The organism is Streptomyces sp. NPDC053750 (genome assembly GCF_044544295.1).
Classification (GTDB): domain Bacteria; phylum Actinomycetota; class Actinomycetes; order Streptomycetales; family Streptomycetaceae; genus Streptomyces.
In genome coordinates this window covers 25,257-49,025 of record NZ_JBITXB010000005.1, presented here as the reverse complement: position 1 = coordinate 49,025, position 23,769 = coordinate 25,257, and the positions used below count along the sequence as shown (strand labels likewise).

Here is a 23,769-nt window from a genome sequence, read left to right as displayed (position 1 = left end):
GCGTGGGCGCCGGGGCGGCGCCCACGCCGGGGTGGCTCAGCCGAGGAGGCGTCCGAGCACGTACACCGCCGGTGCCGCCGCCGCGAGGGGAAGCGCCACGCCCGCCGTGAAGTGGACGAACCGGGAGGGGTAGTCGTACGCCGCCACCCGGTGACCGATCAGCGCGCACACCGCCGCGCCCGCGCCGAGCAGCGCCCCCGAGGTCCCGAGGTCCGTCATCGCGCCGACCGCGATCCCCGCCCCGGCCGCCGCGAGGAGCGCGACGACCACCGACGCCGGCGTCGGCAGCGGCAGGGCGCGGGCCACGGCGGCGACGGCCACCGCGACCGCACCGACCGTCACCGCGTCCGCGTCGGCGGCGAGGTATCCGCCCGCGGCGATGGCCAGGGCCGCCGCGGCGACGGTCGCCATCAGGCCGTACATCCGCTCGTCGGGGTCCGCGTGCGAGCGCAGTTGCAGGACGAGGGAGAGCAGCACCCACACGCCGAGGGTGCCGAGGATGGCTGCCGGGGAGCGGTCCGACACCAGCAGCGCCGCGTCGGCGGCGAGCGCGCCCGCGAAGCCCAGGGCGATGCCCTGCCGGGCGGGCCACATCCCGTTCAGCCGGAACCAGCCCGCCGCGGTGACGGCCTGGAGGACGACGAGCGGGACGAGCAGCGCGTAAGTGCCGAGCGCCGCCGCTCCGGCCAGCAGCAGCCCGAGCAGCGCGGTGAGCCCGGCCGGCTGCATGCCCGGGTCGATGATCGGCGAACGGCCCTCGGCACGGGCGCGCTGCGCGTCGGTGATCCGCGTGTTGCCGGCGATGGTGGCGGGGCCGTAGTCCGGGGCGGCGGAGGCTGCCGGGGCGCCGGGGGCTGGTGTGGGAGTGGGGGTGGGAGTCGGTGGCGCGGGGGGTTCGTACGGCTGTGACTGGTACGGCTGAGGATGGGGCTGGGGCTGTGGCTGTGACGGGTACGTCGGCGGCTGTGCGTAGCCGCCGGTCGTCGTTCCGTGCGGTGTGGGCGGCAGGTACGCCGTCTCCTCCGCCGAGACCGGCGGCTGCACCTGGGTCTCCCAGGTCTGGCCCTGCCACTGCTGCGTGTACTGGGCGGCGTCCTGGTCCCCGTACCCCTGATGGCCCTGGTACGGCTGCTGGCCCTGGGGCTGCTGATACCCGGGCCACGCCTGGGGGTCGTAACCCGTCTCCGCTGCGTGTCCCCCGTACGACTGATGTTGTTGCTGATGCGGCTGATGCGGCTGGTTGGTCATCGCTCACCCTCCTGCGAACGGCGGGAGCACCTCGACCGTGCCGCCGTCGGCCAGCCGTACCGTCTCATGCCCGCGGGTGCCGACGGGGTCGCCGTCGACGAGGAACGAGCAGCGCAGCAGCACGCGGGTGAGTTCGCCGGGGTGCCGCTCGCGCACCGCGCCGAGCGCGTCGGCGAGCGTGGCCGCCTCGTACGGCTCCTCGGCCACCCCTGCCGCGGCCTTCGCGGCGGCCCAGTAGCGCACCGTGACCTTTGCCATCTGGATCCTTCGTCGCCGGTGCCGGTCGGCGTCCGTGCCGACCGGCGGTGAACACCGTCAGGCTAGCCCGCCCGCGTCACGGCCCAGTCGCCGATCCGGCGCAGCAGCTCCTCGCCGGACGCGTGCTCGGCGTGGCCCATGCCGGGCTCCAGCCAGAGTTCGGCGTGGTCACCGGCCGCCTCGGCCAGCATCCGGGGGTGGTCGAGGGGAAAGTAGCCGTCCCGGTCGCCGTGCACCACGAGCAGCGGCGTCGGCGCGATCCGCGGCACCGCGTCCACCGGCGACAGCGGCACCGGGTCCCAGGCCAGGTGGTGGATGCGGGTACGGAAGCCGTAGCGGCCGACGACGCGGCCCTCGGGGCGCGTCACCAGCCAGTGCAGCCGGCGCATCGGCGCCGTACCCCGGTAGTACCAGCGGGCGGGCGCGCTCACCGACACCACGGCGTCCGTGCGCGCGGCGCTGTCCGGGCCGTACAGCGCGGCGTGCCGCAGTACCACCGAGCCCCCCATGGAGAAACCGACGGTCACCACGCGCGCGTGCCCGAAGCCGCGTGCCCAGGCAACGGCCGCCGCGAGGTCCAGCACCTCGCGGTCGCCGACCGTCGACCGTCCGCCGGAGGCCCCGTGGCCCCGGAAGGAGAAGGTGACCACCGCCCCGTACCGGGCGAACGTCCGCGCGATGCGTCGCACGTGCGGACGGTCCGCACCGGCGGTGAAGCCGTGCGCGATGACGAACACCAGGTCAGAGGCGTTGCTGTCGGTCTCCGCCGGCTTGTAGACCGCGTCGATCCGGATGCCGTCGGCGGTGCGCAGGAAGGTGCGTGCGGGCGTGCGGTGCGGCGCTTTCCCGGGCGTCTCGCGATGCGGACGAATGGTGGAACGCGCCACATGACCTGCCGGACCGTTGCTCATGTCGGCTATTCTGCTGGGCAGAGGACTCGGGCGATGTAGCCCCCGGGTCCTTTCGTGCTTTCGGGAGCGTCAACGAGCGTTCACCTCCCGGACGTGCGGCGGGCCCCACGGGCACGGGATCCGCACCCGTACGAAGCAGTGCCGTAAACGTCCTCGCAGGGACCGAGGAGGAACCAGACGTTATGGGCGAGCGAACCGTGCACGACCGTGAGACGACCCAGGCAGGTGGGGCGCGATGAGTTCTCTGCTGCTCCTGACCAACGCCCTCCAGCCGTCGACGGAGGTGCTCCCCGCCCTCGGCCTGCTGCTGCACAACGTCCGCGTGGCCCCGGCGGAGGGCCCGGCCCTGGTCGACACCCCCGGCGCCGACGTGATCCTCGTCGACGGGCGCCGTGATCTGCCCCAGGTGCGCAGCCTGTGCCAGCTGCTGCGCTCGACGGGGCTCGGCTGTCCGCTGATCCTCGTCGTCACCGAGGGCGGCCTCGCCGCCGTCACCGCGGACTGGGGCATCGACGACGTCCTGCTCGACACCGCCGGTCCGGCGGAGGTCGAGGCCCGGCTGCGGCTGGCCATGGGCCGCCAGCAGATCGTCAGCGACGACTCCCCCATGGAGATCCGCAACGGCGACCTGTCGGTGGACGAGGCGACGTACTCCGCGAAACTCAAGGGCCGGGTCCTCGACCTGACCTTCAAGGAGTTCGAGCTGCTCAAATACCTCGCCCAGCATCCGGGCCGGGTCTTCACCCGCGCCCAGCTGCTCCAGGAGGTGTGGGGCTACGACTACTTCGGCGGCACCCGCACGGTCGACGTCCACGTACGGCGGCTGCGCGCCAAGCTCGGCCCCGAGCACGAGGCGCTGATCGGCACCGTCCGCAACGTCGGCTACCGCTTCGTGACGCCGGAGAAGCCGGAGAAGGCCGAGAAGGCGGAAAAGGGCGAGAAGGCGGGGCGTGCCGCGGACGGCGCCGAGGCCGAGACGTCCGCATCCGTACCGGACACCGCGGAAGCAACGTCATCCAAGGTCTGATACGCCCTGCCCAGGGCGGTTCCATCCGCGTAGACTCCGCGCGTGGCCAAGGTGACTCGGGATGATGTGGCGCGACTGGCGGGGACTTCCACCGCCGTCGTCAGCTATGTCATCAACAACGGACCCCGGCCGGTCGCCCCGGCCACGCGCGAGCGTGTCCTCGCCGCGATCAAGGAACTGGGGTACCGGCCGGACCGGGTCGCCCAGGCGATGGCGTCGCGGCGCACCGACCTCATAGGCCTGATCATCCCGGACGCCCGCCAGCCCTTCTTCGGGGAGATGGCGCACGCGGTCGAGCAGGCCGCCTCCGAGCGCGGAAAGATGGTCCTGGTCGGCAACACGGACTACGTGGGCGAACGCGAGGTCCACTACCTGCGGGCCTTCCTGGGCATGCGGGTCTCCGGCCTGATCCTGGTCAGCCACGCGCTGAACGACCTGGCCGCCGCCGAGATCGACGCCTGGGACGCCCGGGTCGTCCTGCTGCACGAGCGCCCCGAGGCCATCGACGACGTCGCCGTGGTCACCGACGACCTCGGCGGCGCCCAGCTCGCCGTACGCCACCTGCTGGAGCACGGGTACGAGTACGTCGCCTGTGTGGGCGGCACCGCCGAGACCCCGTCCGTCGGCGACCCGGTCTCCGACCACGTCGAGGGCTGGAAGCGCGCGATGAAGGAGGCCGGGCTCTCCACCGAGGGCCGGCTCTTCGAGGCGCCGTACAACCGGTACGACGCCTACCGGGTGGGCCTGGAGCTCCTCTCCGGGCCGCAGCGGCCGCCCGCGATCTTCTGCTCCACCGACGACCAGGCGATCGGCCTGCTGCGCGCGGCCCGCGAGCTGCGCATCGACGTGCCGGGCGAGCTGGCGGTCGCCGGCTTCGACGACATCAAGGAGGCGGACCTGGCGGACCCGCCGCTGACGACGGTCGCCTCGGACCGGTCGGCGATGGCGCGGGCCGCCGTGGACCTGGTCCTCGACGACGGTCTGCGGGTGGCGGGCTCGCGCCGGGAGCGGCTGAAGGTCTTCCCGTCGCGGCTGGTCGTACGGCAGTCCTGCGGCTGCGAGTGACCTCCTGAGCCTCTTCGCCAAGTAGCCTCCCGCACCTCTTTACATCGGGCATACGAGGTTCTGCCGGGCTTCTCAGGCAGCACTAAGCCCGCTCTCATACGGGGGCGGGAGGCTCATGAACATGACCGAGAGCCTCCGCCGGAACGGCGAGTACGAGCACGCGAACCCGTATCAGGGAAGCCACCAGCACGCCTCCTCTCCCGTCAACCCCGAGTGGCCGCCCCCGCCGACCCAGCCGCCCGCGGAGCCCTTCCAGGAGGGGCAGTCCATACACCCCGAGCCGGTGCGCAGGAAGCGCACGGCCCGGCGCGGGCCGGTGGCCCTGCTCGCGGCCGTGGCGATCGTCGCGGCGGCCGTCGGCGGCGGCACGGCGTACGGCATCCAGGAGCTGACCGGCAGCGACACCGTCGCCTCCAGCACCACCAGCACCAATGTGGTGCCCTCCAGCCAGAAGGGCACGGTCGCCGGGGTCGCCCAGGCCGTCAGCCCGAGCATCGTCGAGATCAGCGCCACCTCGAACGCCGGTTCCTCCACCGGCTCCGGCGTGATCATCACCAGCGACGGCGAGATCATCACCAACAACCACGTCGTCTCCGGCGCCTCGTCCGTCAAGGTGACGACGAGCGACGGCAAGCAGTACACCGCGCAGGTCGTCGGCACCGACAGCAGCAAGGACCTCGCGCTGATCAAGCTGGAGGACGCCTCCGGCCTCAAGGCCGCGACCCTCGGCGACTCCGACGGCGTCCAGGTGGGCGACCAGGTCGTGGCGATCGGCTCCCCCGAGGGCCTGACCGGCACCGTGACCAGCGGCATCGTCTCGGCCCTGAACCGTGACGTGACCGTCGCGACGGACGAGGGCCAGGAGCAGCAACAGCAGCAGCGGCAGGGCGGCGGCTGGCCGTTCGAGTTCGGCGGCCAGGAGTTCAACGGCGACACCGGCTCGTCCACGACGACGTACAAGGCCATCCAGACCGACGCGTCCCTCAACCCGGGCAACTCCGGCGGCGCGCTGATCGACATGAACGGCAACATCGTCGGCATCAACTCCGCGATGTACTCGGCGACCGAGTCCTCCGCCAGCGCGGGCAGCGTCGGCCTGGGCTTCGCCATCCCGGTCAACACCGTCAAGGCCGACCTGGCGAAGCTGCGCGCGGGCGCCGACGGCTGATGCCGGGCGGGCACGAGAACGTGCGACGCTGAAGGCGTTGGCAGCCGTATCCCACCGCATCCGAGGTATCCGAACCCATGAGCCCCGCAGAAGGCGACCGTGACACCCAGCGGATCCTGATCGTCGACGACGAGCCGGCCGTCCGCGAAGCCCTCCAGCGCAGTCTCGCCTTCGAGGGGTACGACACCGAGGTCGCCGTCGACGGCGCGGACGCCCTGGAGAAGGCGGCGGCGTACCGGCCCGACCTCGTCGTCCTCGACATCCAGATGCCCCGCATGGACGGCCTGACCGCCGCCCGCCGCATCCGCGGCGCCGGCGACACGACCCCGATCCTCATGCTCACGGCCCGCGACACGGTCGGCGACCGGGTGACCGGCCTGGACGCCGGCGCCGACGACTACCTGGTCAAGCCCTTCGAACTGGACGAGCTGTTCGCCCGCATCCGCGCGCTGCTGCGCCGCAGCTCCTACGCGGCGGCCGTCGAGGCCACCGCCGAGGACGACGACTCCCTCACCTTCGCCGACCTGACCATGGACCTGGCGACGCGGGAGGTCACCCGGGGCGGGCGGCGCGTGGAGCTGACCCGCACGGAGTTCACGCTGCTGGAGATGTTCATGGCGCACCCGCGCCAGGTCCTCACGCGGGAGCAGATCCTGAAGGCGGTCTGGGGCTTCGACTTCGAGCCGTCGTCCAACTCCCTCGACGTGTACGTCATGTACCTGCGCCGCAAGACCGAGGCGGGCGGCGAACCGCGTCTCGTGCACACGGTGCGCGGCGTGGGGTACGTCCTGCGGCAGGGCGGCGCGGAGTGAGAGGCCTGCTCCGGCGGTTCCGTGCGCTGCCCATCCGGGCCCGGCTGTCGTTGCTGGTGGCGGCGGCGGTGGCGTTCGCGGTGGCGGCGGTTTCGGTGACGTGCTGGTTCCTGGTGCGTGAGCAGCTGTACAACCAGCTGGACGACCAGTTGCGTGGCGAGCAGGTGTCGAGGGGGCTGTTGAACAGCATGCTGCGCAACTGCCAGTCGGGGGCCCCGGAGGAACTCCCCCAGGTGCCCAACGCCCCCGTCGTCACCATCCTCTACTCGGACGGCTCGACCTGCGTCCATCCCGGCGACGAGGAGGTCCGCGTAGAGCAGGAGGACCTGGACGTCGCGGACGGACGGGCGAAGAACGCCCTGCACACCGCGCGGACCACCGACGGGGCCACCATGCGGGTCTTCACCGGGCGAGTCCTGGACGCGGCCACCGGCCAGGTGCAGCCCGGCATCGCCGTCTCCATCGCCAAGCCGCTCGAGGACGTCACCAAGCCCCTGTCCTCCCTGGTCTGGGTCCTTCTCGTCGTCTCCGGCATCGGAGTCATCGGCGCGGGTGCCGCCGGTCTCGCCGTGGCCCGCGCCGGTCTACGCCCCGTCGACGAACTCACCAAGGCCGTCGAGCACGTGGCCCGCACCGAGGACCTGGCTGTCCGCATCCCCGTAGAAGAAGACAGCGAGGACGAGATCGCCCGTCTCTCCCGTTCCTTCAACAGCATGACCTCGTCCCTGGCCAGCTCCCGCGACCTGCAACAGCAGCTCATCGCCGACGCCGGCCACGAACTGCGCACCCCCCTCACCTCCCTGCGCACCAACATCGAGCTCCTCACCCGCAGCGAGGAGACCGGCCGCCCGATCCCGGAGGCGGACCGCAAGGCGCTGCTCGCCTCGGTGAAGGCGCAGATGACGGAGCTGGCGGCGTTGATCGGCGACCTCCAGGAACTGTCCCGCCCCGACACCGGCCAGCACACCGGCCGCACCCGGATCCTCGCCTGGCACGACGTCGTCGAGTCGGCCCTGCGCCGCGCCCGCCTGCGCGGCCCGGAACTGACGATCACGGCGGACGTGCAGCCCTGGTACGTACGGGCGGAACCGGCCGCGCTGGAGCGGGCGGTGGTCAACATCCTGGACAACGCGGTGAAGTTCAGCCCGGAGGCCGGCACGATCGACGTACGGCTGACCGACGGCGCCCTCACGGTCCGCGACCACGGCCCCGGCATCCCCGCCGACGAGCTCCCCCACGTCTTCGACCGTTTCTGGCGCTCCCCGAGCGCGCGCGCCCTGCCCGGCTCGGGCCTCGGCCTGTCCATCGTGGCCCGCACGGTGCAGCAGGCGGGAGGCGAAGTGACCCTCACCCCGGCGCAGGACGGCGGCACCACCGCGACCGTACGGCTGCCGGGGGCGCCGGTACCCCCACCGGAGTCGACCGGGGCCGACGGGGGTCAGTGGTAGCCGAGCATGCCGGGGGAGTCGATGTCGACGGTGACGACGCCGGGCGGGTAGGCGTCCTCCCGGTCCGTGAGGAGGATGGACATGCCCGTGAACTCGGGGCGTGGCAGCGCGCAGTACAAGGCGTGACAGGTGTCCGCGCCTCCGTACCCGTCGCGGATCATGGTCCCGACGGTGACCGACCCGGCCGTGTCCAGGTCGTCGACGACCACCGACGAGAACGCCAGTACCCGTCCGGCCGCCCCCGCTTCCTCCGACTCCGCCTGTACGAGGCAGAGGGCGGGAATGCGGAGCAGATCGCCCGGCGTACGGGCCATGTTTCCGGCGAGCAGGTTCAGCGTCTTGTGACCGTCCGCGAGGGCACGGGTCGCGCCGGTGTCCAGAATGATCACGCGGCGGCACCCCGGGCCATACGGACCTTCTCGGCGGCGATCCGGTAGATGTTTCCGAGCAGGTCGGTCGCCCGGTCGAATTCCTCGTCGCTGATGTCCACGCCGACGACGTCACGGACGACCTGCCGGTCGGCCGCCACCCGCTCCGCGATCTGCTCCGCCGTCGGCTGCTCCGAGGCCAGCTGCTCGACCAGCTGGCCGAGGGTCATGCCACGCTCCTTGGCCACCTGCGCGAGGTGGTCGCGGGTCTGGCGGGACACCTGAATGGTCGTGTTCTCTGCCATGGCTCCACCATAGTCACATCACGGCCAGGAGCCGCCGCCCGTTCGCTCCCTTCAGTGACCTTTCATCCCCGCCACGAACGCGTCCCAGGAGCCCCCGCCGAACACGAGCACCCGCCCCTCCGGCACCTTGCTGTCCCGCACGGGGACAAGGCCGGGGCACCCGTCGGCGACCTCGACGCAGTTGTTGGCTCCCCCGTCGCTGTAGCTCGACTTGCGCCAGGCGGCGGTGCGGAGGTCGGGGATGTGCTTCATGATCGGTGCTCCTCCAGTACGTTCCTCATGAACGCCAGCGAGTCCGACGGCAACAGCGCCAGATCCCGCAGCCGATCGTAGGACAACCGGTGGCACAGGACGTCCTCCGGATCCTCCATCAGCACACCGCTGCTCCCGCCCTCCGTGTACGCCGCGGAACGTCCGTCCGCCTGCCACAAAAGGGTCAATGACCCCTTCCCCATGAGGTGATGGACCCCTGCAGAGAACGGCAGCACCTGCACGACCACGTTCGGCCACTGTGCGACGGCCACGATGTGTGTCAGCTGGTCTGCCCAGGTCTCCGTGCTGGCCGAAGTACGGCGAAGGGCCAGCTCGTCGATGATGAAGCGGACGCTGGGCGCCGGGTTCTTGCGCAGCAGCAACTGCCGGCCCAGACGTGCGGCCACCTGCTCCTCAACTGCTTCGCGGTCCTGGCCCGTTGCCTGAGGCGCAGACAACACCTCGCGGGCGAACTCCTCGATCTGCAACAGCCCGGGGATGTTCGGCGCGTACACGCGGATGATCCGTGCCGCCGCCTCCAGGCGCATGTACTCCTTGTACTTGTCCTTGAACGCGTCGATCCGCGCCATCTTCCAGAGGCTTACCAGCAGGTCACCGGCCCCGTAATACCCGTCAAGGTCCTCCATGACCGTCACCTTGGACAGCCGCTCGCCCGACTCCAGACGGCTCAAGTAGCTCTTGTCGTAACCGGACTCGTCAGCCAGCTGCCCCAGCGACTTGCCCTCCTTCTCCCGCAGGAAACGAAGCGTCCGCCCCAGCACCGCGCGCCCCGACTCCGGCTGTCCGTCAACCCGTTCGGCCACGTCACCCCTCCCTGTTGCCGGGGAGTTCGGGCAACGCCCACCCCCTTCCGCAGCGTACGCGCAGCCAGTGACGATCGAGGCACAACGAGTAATCACCCCTGTTCGTCATCACGAAGGGCCAACCCCCATGCACACTCCCCCACTCCGCCTCCTCCCCTGGACCACCCCCGAAGGCAAGCCCTGCTACCTCAGCACCGACAGCGGCCACAGCCGACTCTCCCGACTCGCCGACGACATCGAGGCGGCCCAACTGGACTCGGGGGAACAGGTGCTCGCGGGAGCCAGGGCCGTGCTCGGTGACCGGAAGGCCGGTGAGCCGGCCGTACGGTTCGCGTTGGCCAGGGCCACGGAGGCGCTGGAGGAGGTGCTGCGCGTCGCGGTCAGCCGGGGCCGGCGTCTCCCCCGTCCGGCGGGCGGCAACCTTTGCGCGCGGGGTGGCGACTGAGCAGCGGACCATCCCCACGTGGAACGGAACGCCGTATGAGTGAGCAGCACCGCAGCAAACCCCGACACCGCAAGGGCAGGAAGACCCTGGCCGTCGGGGTCCCGCTGGCCCTGACCGCCGCGGGGTACCTGGCGTACGGAGCCGACCTCGGTGTGCTCGGCTCCGGCGCACAGCGGGCCTCCGCCGCGTCGGCCGCCGCACCGGCCTGGGCGACCGCCACCGCCGACGGCTTCGCCTCGGTCGACGCCCTCGGGCAGAACGGCACGTACGGCGGCCGGGACGGCAGGACCGTGACCGTGCGGACGCAGGCCGAACTGGAGAAGTACGCGACGGCCGAGGAGCCCTACGTCATCGTCGTTGCCGGGACCATCGACATGGCGCCCGTCGGCAAGGAGATCAAGGTCCGGTCGGACAAGACCATCATCGGCGCCGGCACCTCCGGGCAGATCGTCGGCGGCGGCTTCTTCCTCGGCGCCGGCGTGCACAACGTGATCATCCGCAACCTGACGATCCGGGACTCCTACCAGGGCGTCTGGAACGACAAGGAGCACGACTTCGACGCGATCCAGATGGACGGCGCGCACCACGTCTGGATCGACCACAACGACCTGCGGCACATGGCCGACGGACTGATCGACGTCCGCAAGGACAGCACGTACGTGACGGTCTCCTGGAACAAGCTGAGCGACAACAACAAGACGTTCGGCATCGGCTGGACGGACAACGTCACCACGGACATCACCATCCACCACAACTGGTTCCGCGAGACCGAGCAGCGCAACCCGTCCACCGACAACGCCGCCCACGCCCACCTCTACAACAACTTCCTGGAGGACGCGCCGGGCACCGACATCACCTCCTCGTACGGCAACTACGCGCGCGGCAGGACCTCGATGGTCCTGGAGAACAGTTACTTCCAGGGCATGCGCAACCCCGTCACCAAGGACGCCACCGCGACGCTCGTCCAGCGCGGCAACGTCTTCTCCGGCACCTCGGGCCGCAACGAGAGCGGCGGAACGGCCTTCGACCCGAAGAAGTTCTACGCCTACACGCCCGACCGGGCCGCGGACGTGCCGGCGCTGCTCAGGTCGGGCACGGGCCCGCGCCCCTCTATCGGCGTCGCGAGCGCCACGAGCGGGACGAGCGGTACGAGCGGTGCGAGTACCAAGGCCGCGACCACGCTCACGGTCGCCAAGGACGGCAGCGGCCAGTACCGGACCGTCCAGGCCGCCGTGAACGCCGTCCCCGCGAACAGCACGTCCCGGGTCGTCATCTCCGTGAAGCCGGGGACGTACCGCGAGACGGTGAAGGTGCCGTCCAACAAGCCGCACGTGACCATCCAGGGCACGGGTGGCAGCCGCAAGGACACCGTGATCACCTACAACAACGCGGCCGGGACGCCCAAGCCCGACGGCTCGGGCACCTACGGCACGTCCGGCAGCGCGACCGTCGCCGTCGAGGCCGACGACTTCCAGGCCCGCAACCTGACCATCGCCAACGACTTCGACGAGGCCGCGCACCAGTCCCTGTCCGGGCACCAGGCGGTGGCGCTGCGCACTGCGGCCGACAAGGTCTTCCTGGACGGCGTGATCGTCACCGGCGACCAGGACACCCTGCTGCTGGACACGGCTGCCAAGGACAAGCTCGGCCGCGTCTACATGACCAACTCCTACGTCGTCGGCAACGTCGACTTCATCTTCGGCCGGGCGACGGCCGTGATCGACTGGTCGGTCATCACCCTGAAGAAGCGCTGGAACGGCACCTCGGCCGGTTACGTCACCGCCCCCAGCACCCCGGCCGACCGCAAGGGCATCCTGATCAACCGCTCCGCGGTCGACGGCGACGTCTCGGCCGGTACCTTCCACCTCGGCCGCCCCTGGCACGCGGGCGGTGACGCGAGCCTCGACCCGCAGACCACGGTCCGCGACACCACCCTGAGCGCCGCGGTCAAGTCCGCCCCCTGGACCGACATGAGCGGCTTCTCCTGGAAGGACGACCGCTTCGCCGAGTACCGCAACACGGGCCCGGGTGCGGGTCCCGCGAGCACCGACCGCCCCCAGCTGACCGCCGACCAGGCGGCCGGCCAGGAGGTCGCGGACTGGCTGGGCGGCTGGGTGCCCACGGCGTCGTAGGACGGGAGGGGCCGAGTGAAAAGCGGGCCCATGACGGACGAGGTCATGGGCCCGCTGGAAACCGCGGAGCGCTACTGCACGAGGGTGATCCGGTCCGCCGCCGGCGGTGCGATCGGGTTCGCCGACGACGAGTTGGCCGTCAGGTACTGCTCCAGTGCCGTCAGGTCGTCCGCGCCGACGAGTTCGTTCGTGCCCTCGCCCAGCGTGGGGAATCCGTCGCCGCCGCCCGCGAGGAAGCTGTTCGACGCGACGCGGTAGGTGGCCGCCGGGTCGATCGGCGCGCCGCCCAGGCGGATGGAGTCCGTGACGACGCGCTCGGCGCCCGTCTTCGTCAGGTCCAGCGTGTACGTCAGGCCGGAGGAGATCTGGAGGATCTTCGGCGCCGCCTCGTTCGGGCCGCTCACCTGCTCCCTGAGGACCTGGATCAGCTGGGCGCCGGTGTAGTCCTTGAGGTTGACCGTGTTGGCGAAGGGCTGGACGGCGAAGCCCTCGGCGTACGTGACGACGCCGTCGCCCTCGCTGCCCGTGGCCGCGTACGTCAGCGGTGCGCGGATGCCGCCGGGGTTCATCAGGGCCAGGTCGGTCTCCGGGTCCTGCTCCTTGCCGTACGCGAGCTGCGCGTCGGCGATCAGGTCGCCGAGCGGGGACTCGGTGCCGTCGCGGTTGATGTCGCCGGAGACGTAGCCGATGGCGCGGTTGCCGATCGGGGCGGCGAGGGTGCTCCACTCGTCGATCAGCCGGGTCATGTCCGGCGCCTTCGGGACGTCCCGCGTCACCACGTGGTTCGCCGACTTCACGGCCGTACGGGCTATGTCACCGGTGCGGCGGTCGTAGGTCAGCGTCGTGTCCGTGTAGAGGCGGCCGAAGGACGCGGCCGACGTGACCGTGCGGGGCTTGCCCGCCGGGTCGGGGATCGTGCAGACGTACGCCGCGTGGGTGTGGCCGGTGACCAGCGCGTCCACCTGCGGCGTGACGTTCTTGGCGATGTCGGCGATCGGGCCGGAGATGCCGTCGCCGGCGCCCGGGGAGTCGCAGTCGTAGTTGTAGGAGGACGAGGCCGGGAAGCCGCCCTCGTGGACGAGGGCCACGATCGACTTCACGCCCTGGCGCTGGAGCTCCTTGGCGTACTTGTTGATCGTCTCGACCTCGTCCTTGAACTTCAGGCCCTTCACGCCCTCCGCCGAGACGATGTCCGGGGTGCCCTCCAGGGTCACGCCGATGAAGCCGACCTTCACGCCGTTCTGCTTCCACACCCAGTACGGCTTCAGGAGGGGCTTCATCGTCTTCTCGTCCAGGACGTTCGCCGCCAGGTACGGGAAGTCGGCGCCCTCGAACTCCTCGTCCGTGTAGCAGCCCTCGGTGGGGTGGCAGCCGCCGTTCTGGAGGCGGGCCAGTTCCTTGGCCCCCTCGTCGAACTCGTGGTTGCCGACGCTCGTCACATCGAGGTCGAGCTTGTTCAGCGCCTCGATGGTCGGCTCGTCGTGGAAGAGGCCGGACAGGAGCGGGGACGCGCCCACCATGTCGCCGCCGGCCGCCGTGATGGAGTACCGGTTGCCCTCGCGGGCCTCGCGCAGGTGGGTGGCGAGGTACTCCACGCCGCCCGCGTCCACCGTCTTCGTCGTACCGTCCGGCTGGAGTTCGGTGACCCGGCCGGAGGAGCCGGCCGGCGGCTCCAGGTTGCCGTGCAGGTCGTTGAAGGACAGGAGCTGGACGTCCTGGTAGCGGCCCGGGCGGTGGTCGGGCTGGTGACCGCCGTGGCCGCGGTCGCTCGTGCCCGCGGTCGCCGACGCCGGCAGCGCGGCCGCGGCGAGTGCCCCGGCGGTGACGACGGTGGCGGCGACGGCGAGGAGACGGCTCGTCCGGTTCGTACGGCGTCTGCGGCGCGGTTGGTGCGACGGTGTTGTGGCTGGCATGCGCCCCCCTGTGGGTGTGCGTGGCGTGAGCCGCAGGGAAGACGGCTCGTCGGCGCAGCCTAGAGTCAACGCGCGTAGCGCGACAGGGGGTTCCGGGTTACATCCTGGTTGAGCTTCCTGGTCCGCCGCCCTTCTCGTCTACCGGCGCATTACCGCGCCCGCCCCTTACCCTCGTACGCATGACCAGCGACGACACCGTGCGGCCCGGCCGCCCCCGCTCGATCGAGACCCTCGCCGAACTCACCCCGGAGCAGACCGACGCCGTCCTCTCCCTGCTCGCCGAGGCCGCCCGGAACGACGGGCAGCAGGCCGTGTCCGAGCAGGGGCGGCTGCAGCTGCGCGGCGCCGCGCGGGAGGGCATCGCGCATCTGCTGCTCACCGTGGACGGCGAACTCGTCGGCTACGCCCAGCTGGAGGACACCGACCCGGTGGAGCCGCCGGCTGCCGAACTGGTCGTCCACCCCTCGCAGCGGGGGCAGGGACACGGACGGGCGCTGGGCTCCGCGCTGCTCGCCGCCTCCGGCAAGCGGCTGCGCATCTGGGCGCACGGCGGTCACTCCGCCGCCCGGCATCTCGCACAGGTGCTCGGGCTGACCCTGTTCCGCGAACTGCGGCAGCTGCGGCGCCCGTTGGCCGGCCTCGACCTGCCCGACCCGCGGCTGCCCGAGGGCGTCACCGTCCGCGCCTTCGTGCCGGGGCAGGACGACGCGGCCTGGTTCGCGGTGAACGCCGCCGCCTTCGCGCACCACCCCGAGCAGGGCGCCCTCACCCAGCGGGACCTCGACGACCGCAAGGCCGAGGCGTGGTTCGACCCGGCCGGGTTCTTCCTGGCCGAGCGGGGCGGCGAGCTGATCGGCTTCCACTGGACCAAGGTGCACGCGGCCGAGAGGCTGGGTGAGGTGTACGTCCTCGGTATCCGTCCCGACGCCCAGGGCGGCGGCCTGGGCAAGGCCCTGACCACCATCGGCCTGCGCCATCTGGCGGGGCTGGGGCTGCCCACGGCGATGCTGTACGTCGACGCGGACAACGAGGCGGCGGTGTCCGTCTACGAGCGTCTGGGCTTCGTCACGCACGAGACGGACCTGATGTACCGCACGGAGACGTGAGCCTTGCCGACGCCTCTCCGTTACGGCGCGCCGGCTCCTGGCCGCTCCGTCACGCCGGTCCGCCGGCGACCGGGGCACGCCCATCCGCGTCCGCCGGCCTCCGGGGCGCGTCGGCCCGCAGGCGCCTCCGGAGCGCACCGATCCGCAGGCCCCCGTGTCACGCCGGTCCGGCGGCCCCGCGCATCCGCCGCACCCACCGCCCCCGCTGCCCCAACGGCTCCGGCCCGCACGCCCCCCACGCCACGACCACCGCCGCCAGCAGCACCGCCCACCGGTCGTGCGCCGTCGGCCACCGTGGGTCGTCGGGCGGCACGAACAGGGCCCAGCCGTCCGGGGTCAGCAGGGGCGCGAGGACGGCCGTGAGGAGCAGCGTCGCCGCGACGGTCGGGCCCGGGCGTGCCTCGTCCGTCAGCCGCACCACCGCCGCGGCACCGGCGAGCGCCAGCACGCCCATCACCCCCGCCTCCAGGGTGATGCCGCCCGCCGGGGGCCGGGACTCCGAGGGGGCGACCAGCAGCACCGCCGTCCACCACAGCGCGGCGAGCGGTGCGACCAGGGCCACCCGCAGCGCCTGCCGCAGCGGGCGCGGGGCCGGGACGGGCGCGGTGAGGTGCCGGGCCGGGTCGTCCAGCAGGAACGCCAGCCCGAGCGCGCCGATCAGGGCGACGCCCCGCAGCAGGGTGAGCGTCTGCCAGCGGGCCGGCTCCCCACCCGTCAGGGCCGGCGCCCCGGCGACCAGCAGCCCGAGCACCCCGGCGGAGCCCAGGGCCCGCCGCGGCAGCGTGCGCCACACCGGACCGATCAGGGCACCGACCAGAGCCCCCGTCACTCCTCGCACGAGTCCGCCTTCTCCGGCCCGGCCACGCCCAGCAGTTCGGCGGCCCGTGCGGTCGTGACGCCCGGCGCGGTCAGCTCGGCCCAGTGCGCCTTCACCCGCTCCCCGACCCCGGCGGGCGGCTTCTCCAGCAGGCGCCGTACGACGTCCGTCTGTCCCTCCGTCATGCTCAGCGGGTCGGTGGGCGACAGGACGATCGCGGAACCCTCCACGCTGTCGTCGAGGCGGACCCGGCGCAGGGCGTCCATCGGGTCGTCCTGCCAGCTCAGGGAGAGCCACATGAGGGTGACCATCCGCCCGTCGCAGAGCTCGCTCCCGGCCTCCTCGGTGCCCGTGACCAGTACGGCGGCGACGGCGCTGGAGAACTCCGGGACCCGGTTGCCGCCCCAGGCGGTGCCCACGGTCACCAGGTGCGGGGCGGTCTGCGCGGGTATCGCGGGGTCGCCGTCCAGCCCGTACCGGGCGTCGATCCGCTGCCGTACGACGAGCCGCTGGTCGTGGGCGGAACCACCGGTGAGGGACTGGACCCGGTCCACGACGCCGGCCCAGGTGCCGGTGCGGGGCACCCACTCGGGGAAGGCGCAGTACGTCGACCGGCCGTGCTCGACGCAGGTCTGCTCCTTCTCGGGGCTCACGGAGGCGCGCTCGCGGGCCGCGGTCAGCTCCGGCGACGGCGCCACGCCCCCGGCCTGCAGGACCCCGCCCGTCACCGCCAGCGCGAGGGTCAGGGCGGCGCCCGCCTGCACCACCGCGTTCCGCCCGCCGGCGACGAGCACGGCGAGGAAGCCCATGCACAGCGCCGCCCCCGCCAGGTACAGGGCGTGCCAGGCGGCGGGGCGGCCCAGCAGGTCGGAGGGCAGGGTGTTGGAGCCCAGCCCGGCGACCACCGGGGAGAGCCACGACAGGCCGTCCGAGCCGCCGGGTCCCGTACCGAGCACGAGCGTGAACAGCAGGAGGACCATCAGCAGCGGCCCGGCGAGCGCCGACCGCACCATGCGGGCCAACAGCACGCCGAGCGCCCCGAACAGCAGCACCGTCAGCGGCCCGACGAGCAGCTCGGCAGGCGAACCGTGCCCGATCGCACCCGGCTTGAGCGCCTCCCAGGTGAACTGCCCGGCCACGCACACGGCGGTGAGCAGGACGGTCGGCACGACGGCCAGCGCGTGCGCCACCGTGCGGCGCCAGGGCGTGAGCACCAGCACCGCGAAGTGGTCCTCGGTGCCGCGCCGCACGGAGCGCAGCACGGCGTGGTTGGTGGAGAGCAGGACGGCCAGGCCGATGAACAGGGGCCCGCCCTGGGTGGCGCGGTCGGCGTCCTGGAGGGCCGGGTGGTCGTCCCACGCGTGCCGCGTACGCCACACGATCCAGGCGACGTAGCCCACGAACGCGATGACGACGGGGACGCTCAGCAGCAGCCTGCGCGCCTCGAACCGGGCCAGGGCGAGCACGGCCCGGGTGCCGCCGCCGCGCGCTCCGGCGTCCACGGCGGGCGGGGCCTCCTCCAGCACGGCGCTCATGCGGCCACCTCCGCGTCGGCGCCGTCGAGGGCCAGCAGGTAGCCGTCCTCGAGGGTGGGCTCCAGCAGCTCGGCACCGGCGGGTGGATCGCCCACGTTCCGGAAGGTACCCGTCCCCGTGCGCCACCCGGCCTTCGCGTCCGGCGCGCGCTCGGCGCTGCTCCACACCCGCCCGTCCGCGCGCGCGGTCAGCTCGGCCGGAGTCCCGTCGAACCGCACCGTCCCGGCGGCCATGACGACCACCCGGTGGCAGAGCATCGCCACGTCCTCGGTCTGATGGGTGGACAGCAGCACGGTCCGTCCCTCGCCCGCCCCGGCGATCAGCTCCCGGAACCGCATCCGCTGCTCGGGGTCCAGCCCGACGGTCGGCTCGTCGAGTACCAGGAACCCCGGGTCGCCCACCAGCGCGGCCGCGAGCGCGACCCGCTGGCGCATCCCGCCGGACAGCTTCTTGATCCTCCGTCCGCGCACCTCCCCCAGATCGACCTGCTCCAGCACCCGCCGCACCTCACGGTGGCGAGCGGAGCGGTCCGTCAACTCCTTCAGGATCGCGACGTAGTCGACGAACTCGAAGGCGGTGAAGTCCGGGTGGAAGCCGGGCGTCTGCGGCAGATACCCGAGCCGCCGCCGTACCTCCTGCCGCCCTCGCGCGGTCGCCGGATCGTGCCCGAGGACGGTGAAGGAGCCCCGGTCGGCGGGCACGGCGGTGGCGAGCACGCGCAGCAGCGTGGTCTTCCCTGCCCCGTTGGGCCCGAGCAGCCCGGTGACGCCCGGGGTCAGCCGCAGCGACACGTCGACGAGGGCACGGGTGCGGCCGTAGTGGAGGCTGAGCCCTGAGGCGGAGACGGAGACGGTGGGGGTCATACGGCACTCCCGTGCAGGAAAGGGACAAGGAAAGAAGCGGTACTCACGCTGCACCCCGCGCAGAGACGTCGAACCGGTCGCGGAACAGGAACAGCAGCCCGGCCCCCAGGAGGGCCACCACCGCGGACACGCCCTGCCCGGCCGCGGTGAACGGCGCCAGCACACTGTCCTCGGCCGCGCGACCCGCGTCGGCGGCCAGCAGTACGGCCACCCAGGCCCCCGCGGCCACGGACGGCGCGGCCACCGGGCCCAGCCGCGGCGTCAGCGCGAGCCCGGTCGCGGTGAGGGCGAGCCCGGGCAGCAGCCAGGCCAGGGCACGCAGCCCGTATTCCGGCAGGGCGAGGGTCGCCAGGCCGTTGACGCCGAGCGCCACGGCCAGCACGGCGATCGTGCGGATCATCAGCAGCCGGAAGCCGTGCATCGGTGAGACGACCGCCATCTCGTACGTCGGGTCCAGCACGGGCCCGTAGGCGAGCGCCACCCCGGCCAGCGGCAGCAGCGGAGCGAGGGCGAGGAACGGCGTGGGCGTGCCGGCGGCACCGGCCGCGAGGGCGACGCCGAAGGTCGTCAGCAGCACGGCGACGACCGCGCCGAGCCACGAGCGGCGCAGGACGGGCGTGGCAGCGAGCAGCCGCGCGGTGCCGTCGGCGACGCCGCACCGCACCAGCAGCCCCTCCAGCAGGCCCGGCCGGGGCGCGTCCAGCTCGGCGTCGAGCCGCTCCCACCCCCGGTCCAGGGCGGCGACGTCACTCACCTCGGTGAGGACGCCGCGGCAGTGCGCGCAGGCGGTCAGATGGGCATCGGCGGACCACAGCGCGGGCGCGGTCAGCACGCCCCGGGCGTACGCCCGCAGGTCGTCCTCGTCCACGTGCCAGGTGTCCCGGCGGTTGTCTTCGCTTCTCATGCCAGCGCCTCCCGCAACTGCCGACGGGCCCGCATCGCCCGCGTCTTGACCGTGCCCGGCGGGATGCCGAGCAGGACCGCCGCCTCGCGGGTGCTCAGCCCGTCGACGACCGTGGCCTGGAGCACCGCGCGCAGCTCCGGCGAGAGCCGGACGAGCGCGCCGGCGAGGTCCCCGTGCTCGACACCGGCGAGCACGCGCTCCTCGGCGGAGACCTCGTCCCGGTGCCGCAGCCGGGCCAGCGCCTGCCGCAGCCGGCCCCGCGCCCCGTCGCCGCGCAACGCGTCGATGAGCCGCCGGGAGCCGATCCGCCACAGCCAGCCCGCCACGTCCCCGTCCTCCCGGTAGCGCGCGCTGCCGCGCCACACCGCGAGGAAGGTCTCCTGCACGACGTCGTCGACGACGCCGGCGTCGGCGCAGCGGCTGCGCATGCGGGCGGTCAGCCAGGGGGCGTACCGGCGGTACAGCTCCTCGAAGGCACGGCGGTCGCCGTCGTCTGCGACGGCTCGCAGCAGCGCGCCGTCGCTTTTCGTTTCGCTCACATCTCCTCATCGGACGAGGTCGGCCAAGCGGTTCACGATCTCCCAGCCGGAGTTTCGGGGGCACCCGGCATGGGTGCGGGCCGTTCAGGCACTGGGGGAGGCACGACTGCCCGCCGCTACAGGCCCCCGCTACGGCAGCCCCCCGCTATCCCACACGTCATGTCCCCGTAACCATCGATTCAGACAGCCTTGCGACCCTCACCGAATGACGCCGACCGTGCCAGAGCCACCAGGAGCAGAGCATCCCGCGCCTTCCGACGCGCCTGTCCTGCGCGCGGCGCGGAAGAATGGGTTCATGAGGCAGCCGAACACCCAGGCAGAGGTCCAGCACACCCAGCCCTCCGTGGGCTCCATCGCCGCGCACCGTTCGCACACCGTGGCCGCCACGGTCTCCGACCTGGAACCCGACATCGACGCCGATCTCGACGGGTACGAGGAGTCGGAGGAGTCCCAGGCCGGCGGTGCCCAGCTCCCCCAGGGCCGCTTCCTGGACCGCGAGCGCAGCTGGCTCGCGTTCAACGAGCGCGTGCTCGAGCTCGCCGAGGACCCGAACACCCCGCTCCTCGAGCGTGCCAACTTCCTCGCGATCTTCGCCAGCAACCTGGACGAGTTCTTCATGGTCCGCGTCGCCGGCCTCAAGCGCCGCATCGCGACCGGCGTCGCCACCCGCTCCGCGTCCGGCCTCCAGCCCCGCGAGGTGCTGGACATGATCTGGGCCCGCTCACGCGAGCTCATGGCCCGTCACGCCGCCTGCTTCCACGAGGACGTCGCCCCCGCCCTCGCCGAGGAGGGCATCCACCTGGTCCGCTGGAACGAGCTGGCGGAGAAGGAGCAGGCCCGCCTCTTCACCCTGTTCCGGCACCAGATCTTCCCGGTCCTCACCCCCCTCGCGGTCGACCCGGCCCATCCCTTCCCGTACATCTCGGGCCTCTCCCTCAACCTCGCGGTCGTCGTCCGCAACCCCGTCACGGGCCACCGCCACTTCGCCCGCGTCAAGGTCCCCCCGCTGCTCTCCCGCTTCCTGGAGGCCGCCCCGGGCCGCTACGTGCCCATCGAGGACGTCATCGCCGCCCACCTCGAAGAACTCTTCCCCGGCATGGAGGTCCTGGAGCACCACGCGTTCCGCCTCACCCGCAACGAGGACCTCGAGGTCGAGGAGGACGACGCCGAGAACCTCCTCCAGGCCCTCGAGAAGGAGCTCATGCGGCGCCGCTTCGGGCCGCCCGTCCGCCTGGAGGTCGAGGAGTCGATCGACCGCGAGGTCCTGGACCTCCTCGTCCGCGAGCTCAAGATCAGCGAGGCGGAGGTCTACCCGCTCCCCGGCCCCCTCGACCTCACCGGCCTCTTCCGCATCCACAGCCTCGACCGCCCCGAGCTGAAGTACGCGAAGTTCGTCGCCGGCACCCACCGCGACCTGGCCGAGGTCGAATCGGCCTCCGCGCCGGACATCTTCGCCGCCCTCCGCAGCAGGGACGTCCTCCTCCACCACCCGTACGACTCCTTCTCCACCTCCGTACAGGCCTTCCTGGAGCAGGCGGCGGCGGACCCCGACGTCCTCGCGATCAAGCAGACGCTGTACCGCACCTCCGGCGACTCCCCGATAGTCGACGCGCTCATCGACGCGGCCGAGTCCGGCAAGCAGGTCCTCGTCCTGGTCGAGATCAAGGCCCGCTTCGACGAGCACGCCAACATCAAGTGGGCCCGCAAGCTGGAGGAGTCCGGCTGCCACGTCGTCTACGGCCTGGTCGGCCTGAAGACGCACTGCAAGCTGTCCCTGGTCGTCCGCCAGGAGGGCGAGACGCTGCGCCGCTACAGCCACGTCGGCACCGGCAACTACCACCCGAAGACGGCCCGCCTCTATGAGGACCTCGGCCTGCTCACCGCGGACCCGCAGGTCGGCGCGGACCTCTCCGACCTGTTCAACCGCCTCTCCGGCTACTCCCGCCGCGAGACCTACCGCCGCCTGCTCGTCGCGCCCAAGTCCCTGCGCGACGGCCTGGTCTCCCGTATCCACAAGGAGATCCAGCACCACCGCGCCGGCCGCCCCGCGCACATCCGCATCAAGGTCAACTCGATGGTCGACGAGGCCGTCGTCGACGCCTGCTACCGCGCCTCCCAGGCCGGTGTCCCGGTCGACGTGTGGGTGCGCGGCATCTGCGCGCTGCGTCCGGGCGTGACGGGCCTGTCGGAGAACATCCGGGTCCGTTCGATCCTCGGCCGCTTCCTCGAACACTCACGTGTCTTCGCCTTCGGCAACGGCGGCGAGCCCGAGGTCTGGTTCGGCAGCGCCGACATGATGCACCGCAACCTCGACCGCCGGATAGAGGCCCTGGTACGGGTCACCGACCCGGCCCACCGGGCGGCCCTCAACCGGATGCTCGAGACCGGCATGTCCGACGGCACCGCCTCCTGGCACCTCGGCCCGGACGGCGAGTGGACCCGGCACGCGACCGACGCGGACGGCCACCCCCTGCGCAACATCCAGGAGATGCTCATAGACGCCCGGAGGCGCCGGCGTGGCACAGCAGCACCTTGACCCGACGAACCGCACGACCGCCGGTCCGCCGATCCCCGCGCCCGCGCCCACGGCCCGGGGCGCGGACACAACCGCGAACGCAAACGCGCCCGCACACACGAACGCAAACGCGCACGCGAACACGGCAAAGGACACGGCGGGGGACACGGACGTCCTCGCGAACTACCTGCGCGCCCAGGCCACGGAGTTCCTCCGCGCCCTGCGCCTGCACCGGGAGTCGGGCGGAAACGGGGGCGGCGGCGCGACCCCCCACCCGGCCCCCGGCCCGGACGGAGCGCATCCGCCCGAGGGCCCGGTGGACGCGGCCCGCGCCCTGCGCAGGGCGGCCCGCCGGCTCAGCGGCACCCTGCACACGTACCAGCCCCTGCTGGACGCCGACTGGGCGGAGGCCATGCGCCCCGAGCTGGCCTGGCTGTCCGGCACGCTGGCGCTGGAGCACGCGTACGCGTCCCGCCTGGAACGCCTGCTCCAGGCCCTGCACCGGCTGTCCGGCTCGTCGGCGTTCCCGGACCGGCCGCCGGTGGGCCGGGCCACAGCGACCTCGACCGTGACCGTCACCGTGCCGACCGCCCACCGCCCGGCGGCCCCGAACCGCGGCAACCTCACCGTGGGCGCGGCCAAGGCGGGTGCGCTGCTCGACCGCCAGCTGACCCTGGCCCGTACCCGGGCGCACTCCACCGCGCTCCAGGCGCTGGGCAGCAGCCGCTTCCACGCGGTCGCCGACAAGGTCGCCCTCCTGGCCAGCGAGGTCCCCCTACGCCCCACCACCGCCACCATCCCCGCACCCCCGACCACCGACGCCACCCACACCGCCCTCCGCCCCCTGGCCGCCGCGGCGGCGGACCGTCTCACCGACGCCGTGGCGGCACTCCCCCTCGTCACGGCGGGCAATCCGTACAACGCCCAGGCGCTGATCCACGGCCTCTCCCCGGACCCGGCGCCCCACCCCCAGGACGCCCAGTGGCACCAGGTACGCCTGCTGCTGCGCCTGCACCGGTACGCCCTCGAAGTGCTGGCCGGCGACGAGGGCGCGGGCGCCGAGGACGTACGCCTCCTGGCGGCCGCCGAGGCCCTGGACCGCCACCGCGACGCCTCGGAGGCCGCCGCGGCCGCCGCCCAGGCCGCCCGCACCCCGCGGATCGCCCCGGCGACGGCGTACGCGCTCGGCGTGCTCCACGCCGACCAGCGGCATGAGGTGGAGGCGGCGAGGTACGCGTTTCAGCACAGCTGGCGCAAGGAACCCATCAAGCTGCCTTAAGAGCCGCGAACACCGGCCACCGGCCACCGGACAGG

The 23,769-nt window shown here is 72.5% G+C and carries 23 protein-coding genes; 10 read left to right on the top strand and 13 right to left on the bottom strand.

Annotated features, from left to right (window positions below):
- Positions 1 to 36 precede the first annotated feature (36 nt).
- The 3 genes from ACIGO6_RS16005 to ACIGO6_RS15995 all read right to left on the bottom strand — a co-directional run bounded on the left by ACIGO6_RS16005 (position 37) and on the right by ACIGO6_RS15995 (position 2,417).
- The gene (locus ACIGO6_RS16005; RefSeq protein WP_399875988.1) at positions 37 to 1,248 is read right to left on the bottom strand and encodes a hypothetical protein; all 1,212 of its coding nucleotides are present in this window, start codon (positions 1,246 to 1,248) and stop codon (positions 37 to 39) included.
- A 3-nt stretch (positions 1,249 to 1,251) separates the two neighbouring features.
- Positions 1,252 to 1,506, bottom strand: a complete 255-nt coding sequence (locus tag ACIGO6_RS16000) for a MoaD/ThiS family protein (RefSeq protein ID WP_053133327.1) — start codon at positions 1,504 to 1,506, stop codon at positions 1,252 to 1,254.
- 62 nt (positions 1,507 to 1,568) lie between these two features.
- Positions 1,569 to 2,417 carry an alpha/beta hydrolase gene (locus tag ACIGO6_RS15995; RefSeq protein WP_399875985.1) on the bottom strand — a complete coding sequence of 283 codons (849 nt, stop codon included), beginning with the start codon at positions 2,415 to 2,417 and terminating at the stop codon, positions 1,569 to 1,571.
- A 235-nt stretch (positions 2,418 to 2,652) separates the two neighbouring features.
- Between ACIGO6_RS15995 and ACIGO6_RS15990 the strand changes: the two genes are divergently transcribed.
- From ACIGO6_RS15990 to ACIGO6_RS15970, 5 genes are all read left to right on the top strand, one after another.
- Entirely contained in the window at positions 2,653 to 3,444 is a 792-nt protein-coding gene (locus ACIGO6_RS15990) for a response regulator transcription factor (RefSeq protein WP_399875982.1), read from the top strand.
- 66 nt (positions 3,445 to 3,510) lie between these two features.
- Positions 3,511 to 4,509 (top strand): LacI family DNA-binding transcriptional regulator, encoded by a 999-nt coding sequence (locus tag ACIGO6_RS15985; protein WP_399876993.1) that lies wholly within the window; start codon positions 3,511 to 3,513, stop codon positions 4,507 to 4,509.
- A 115-nt stretch (positions 4,510 to 4,624) separates the two neighbouring features.
- Positions 4,625 to 5,677 (top strand): S1C family serine protease, encoded by a 1,053-nt coding sequence (locus tag ACIGO6_RS15980; RefSeq protein ID WP_399875979.1) that lies wholly within the window; start codon positions 4,625 to 4,627, stop codon positions 5,675 to 5,677.
- Positions 5,678 to 5,754: 77 nt separating this feature from the next.
- Complete coding sequence (locus ACIGO6_RS15975) at positions 5,755 to 6,489, top strand: response regulator transcription factor (RefSeq protein WP_399875977.1); 735 nt, start codon at positions 5,755 to 5,757, stop codon at positions 6,487 to 6,489.
- A complete protein-coding gene (locus ACIGO6_RS15970; protein WP_399875974.1) occupies positions 6,486 to 7,937 on the top strand; it encodes a sensor histidine kinase in 1,452 nt (483 codons plus the stop codon). The genes ACIGO6_RS15975 and ACIGO6_RS15970 overlap by 4 nt, the downstream gene beginning before the upstream one ends.
- On the opposite strand, the gene ACIGO6_RS15965 is transcribed toward ACIGO6_RS15970, so the two are convergent.
- From ACIGO6_RS15965 to ACIGO6_RS15950, 4 genes are read right to left on the bottom strand one after another with little or no spacing between them, the layout of a single operon-like run.
- Positions 7,928 to 8,326: a hypothetical protein gene (locus ACIGO6_RS15965; protein WP_399875972.1), complete on the bottom strand. Its 399-nt coding sequence runs from the start codon at positions 8,324 to 8,326 to the stop codon at positions 7,928 to 7,930. The genes ACIGO6_RS15970 and ACIGO6_RS15965 overlap by 10 nt on opposite strands.
- A complete protein-coding gene (locus tag ACIGO6_RS15960) occupies positions 8,323 to 8,610 on the bottom strand; it encodes a hypothetical protein (protein WP_399875969.1) in 288 nt (95 codons plus the stop codon). Before ACIGO6_RS15960 ends, ACIGO6_RS15965 begins: the two co-directional genes overlap by 4 nt.
- Positions 8,611 to 8,661: 51 nt before the next feature.
- Positions 8,662 to 8,862 (bottom strand): DUF397 domain-containing protein, encoded by a 201-nt coding sequence (locus ACIGO6_RS15955; protein WP_399875966.1) that lies wholly within the window; start codon positions 8,860 to 8,862, stop codon positions 8,662 to 8,664.
- Positions 8,859 to 9,686: a helix-turn-helix domain-containing protein gene (locus ACIGO6_RS15950; protein ID WP_399875963.1), complete on the bottom strand. Its 828-nt coding sequence runs from the start codon at positions 9,684 to 9,686 to the stop codon at positions 8,859 to 8,861. Before ACIGO6_RS15950 ends, ACIGO6_RS15955 begins: the two co-directional genes overlap by 4 nt.
- A gap of 127 nt (positions 9,687 to 9,813) precedes the next feature.
- Between ACIGO6_RS15950 and ACIGO6_RS15945 the strand changes: the two genes are divergently transcribed.
- Positions 9,814 to 10,131 (top strand): hypothetical protein, encoded by a 318-nt coding sequence (locus ACIGO6_RS15945; protein WP_399875960.1) that lies wholly within the window; start codon positions 9,814 to 9,816, stop codon positions 10,129 to 10,131.
- 35 nt (positions 10,132 to 10,166) lie between these two features.
- Complete coding sequence (locus tag ACIGO6_RS15940; RefSeq protein WP_399875957.1) at positions 10,167 to 12,263, top strand: pectinesterase family protein; 2,097 nt, start codon at positions 10,167 to 10,169, stop codon at positions 12,261 to 12,263.
- 71 nt (positions 12,264 to 12,334) lie between these two features.
- On the opposite strand, the gene ACIGO6_RS15935 is transcribed toward ACIGO6_RS15940, so the two are convergent.
- The gene (locus ACIGO6_RS15935) at positions 12,335 to 14,176 is read right to left on the bottom strand and encodes a bifunctional metallophosphatase/5'-nucleotidase (protein WP_399875955.1); all 1,842 of its coding nucleotides are present in this window, start codon (positions 14,174 to 14,176) and stop codon (positions 12,335 to 12,337) included.
- Positions 14,177 to 14,355: 179 nt separating this feature from the next.
- On the opposite strand from ACIGO6_RS15935, the gene mshD reads away from it, so the two are divergent.
- On the top strand, positions 14,356 to 15,282 hold the full coding sequence (mshD, locus tag ACIGO6_RS15930; protein WP_399875953.1) for a mycothiol synthase: 927 nt from the start codon (positions 14,356 to 14,358) through the stop codon (positions 15,280 to 15,282).
- A 157-nt stretch (positions 15,283 to 15,439) separates the two neighbouring features.
- Here mshD and ACIGO6_RS15925 read toward each other — a convergent pair whose 3' ends face one another.
- The 5 genes from ACIGO6_RS15925 to ACIGO6_RS15905 are packed head-to-tail and all read right to left on the bottom strand — an operon-like array spanning position 15,440 to position 19,940.
- Entirely contained in the window at positions 15,440 to 16,120 is a 681-nt protein-coding gene (locus ACIGO6_RS15925; protein ID WP_399875951.1) for an ABC transporter, read from the bottom strand.
- Positions 16,108 to 17,634: an ABC transporter permease gene (locus ACIGO6_RS15920; RefSeq protein ID WP_399875948.1), complete on the bottom strand. Its 1,527-nt coding sequence runs from the start codon at positions 17,632 to 17,634 to the stop codon at positions 16,108 to 16,110. Before ACIGO6_RS15920 ends, ACIGO6_RS15925 begins: the two co-directional genes overlap by 13 nt.
- Positions 17,631 to 18,497, bottom strand: a complete 867-nt coding sequence (locus ACIGO6_RS15915) for an ABC transporter ATP-binding protein (protein WP_399875945.1) — start codon at positions 18,495 to 18,497, stop codon at positions 17,631 to 17,633. Before ACIGO6_RS15915 ends, ACIGO6_RS15920 begins: the two co-directional genes overlap by 4 nt.
- 43 nt (positions 18,498 to 18,540) lie before the next feature.
- Entirely contained in the window at positions 18,541 to 19,401 is an 861-nt protein-coding gene (locus ACIGO6_RS15910) for a zf-HC2 domain-containing protein (protein ID WP_399875942.1), read from the bottom strand.
- On the bottom strand, positions 19,398 to 19,940 hold the full coding sequence (locus ACIGO6_RS15905; protein WP_399875940.1) for an RNA polymerase sigma factor: 543 nt from the start codon (positions 19,938 to 19,940) through the stop codon (positions 19,398 to 19,400). Before ACIGO6_RS15905 ends, ACIGO6_RS15910 begins: the two co-directional genes overlap by 4 nt.
- Before the next feature lie 295 nt (positions 19,941 to 20,235).
- On the opposite strand from ACIGO6_RS15905, the gene ACIGO6_RS15900 reads away from it, so the two are divergent.
- Both ACIGO6_RS15900 and ACIGO6_RS15895 read left to right on the top strand, forming a co-directional pair.
- On the top strand, positions 20,236 to 22,476 hold the full coding sequence (locus ACIGO6_RS15900) for an RNA degradosome polyphosphate kinase (protein ID WP_399875937.1): 2,241 nt from the start codon (positions 20,236 to 20,238) through the stop codon (positions 22,474 to 22,476).
- Positions 22,457 to 23,734, top strand: coding sequence for a CHAD domain-containing protein (locus ACIGO6_RS15895; RefSeq protein WP_399875936.1), 1,278 nt, complete (start codon positions 22,457 to 22,459; stop codon positions 23,732 to 23,734). The genes ACIGO6_RS15900 and ACIGO6_RS15895 overlap by 20 nt, the downstream gene beginning before the upstream one ends.
- Positions 23,735 to 23,769 lie beyond the last annotated feature (35 nt).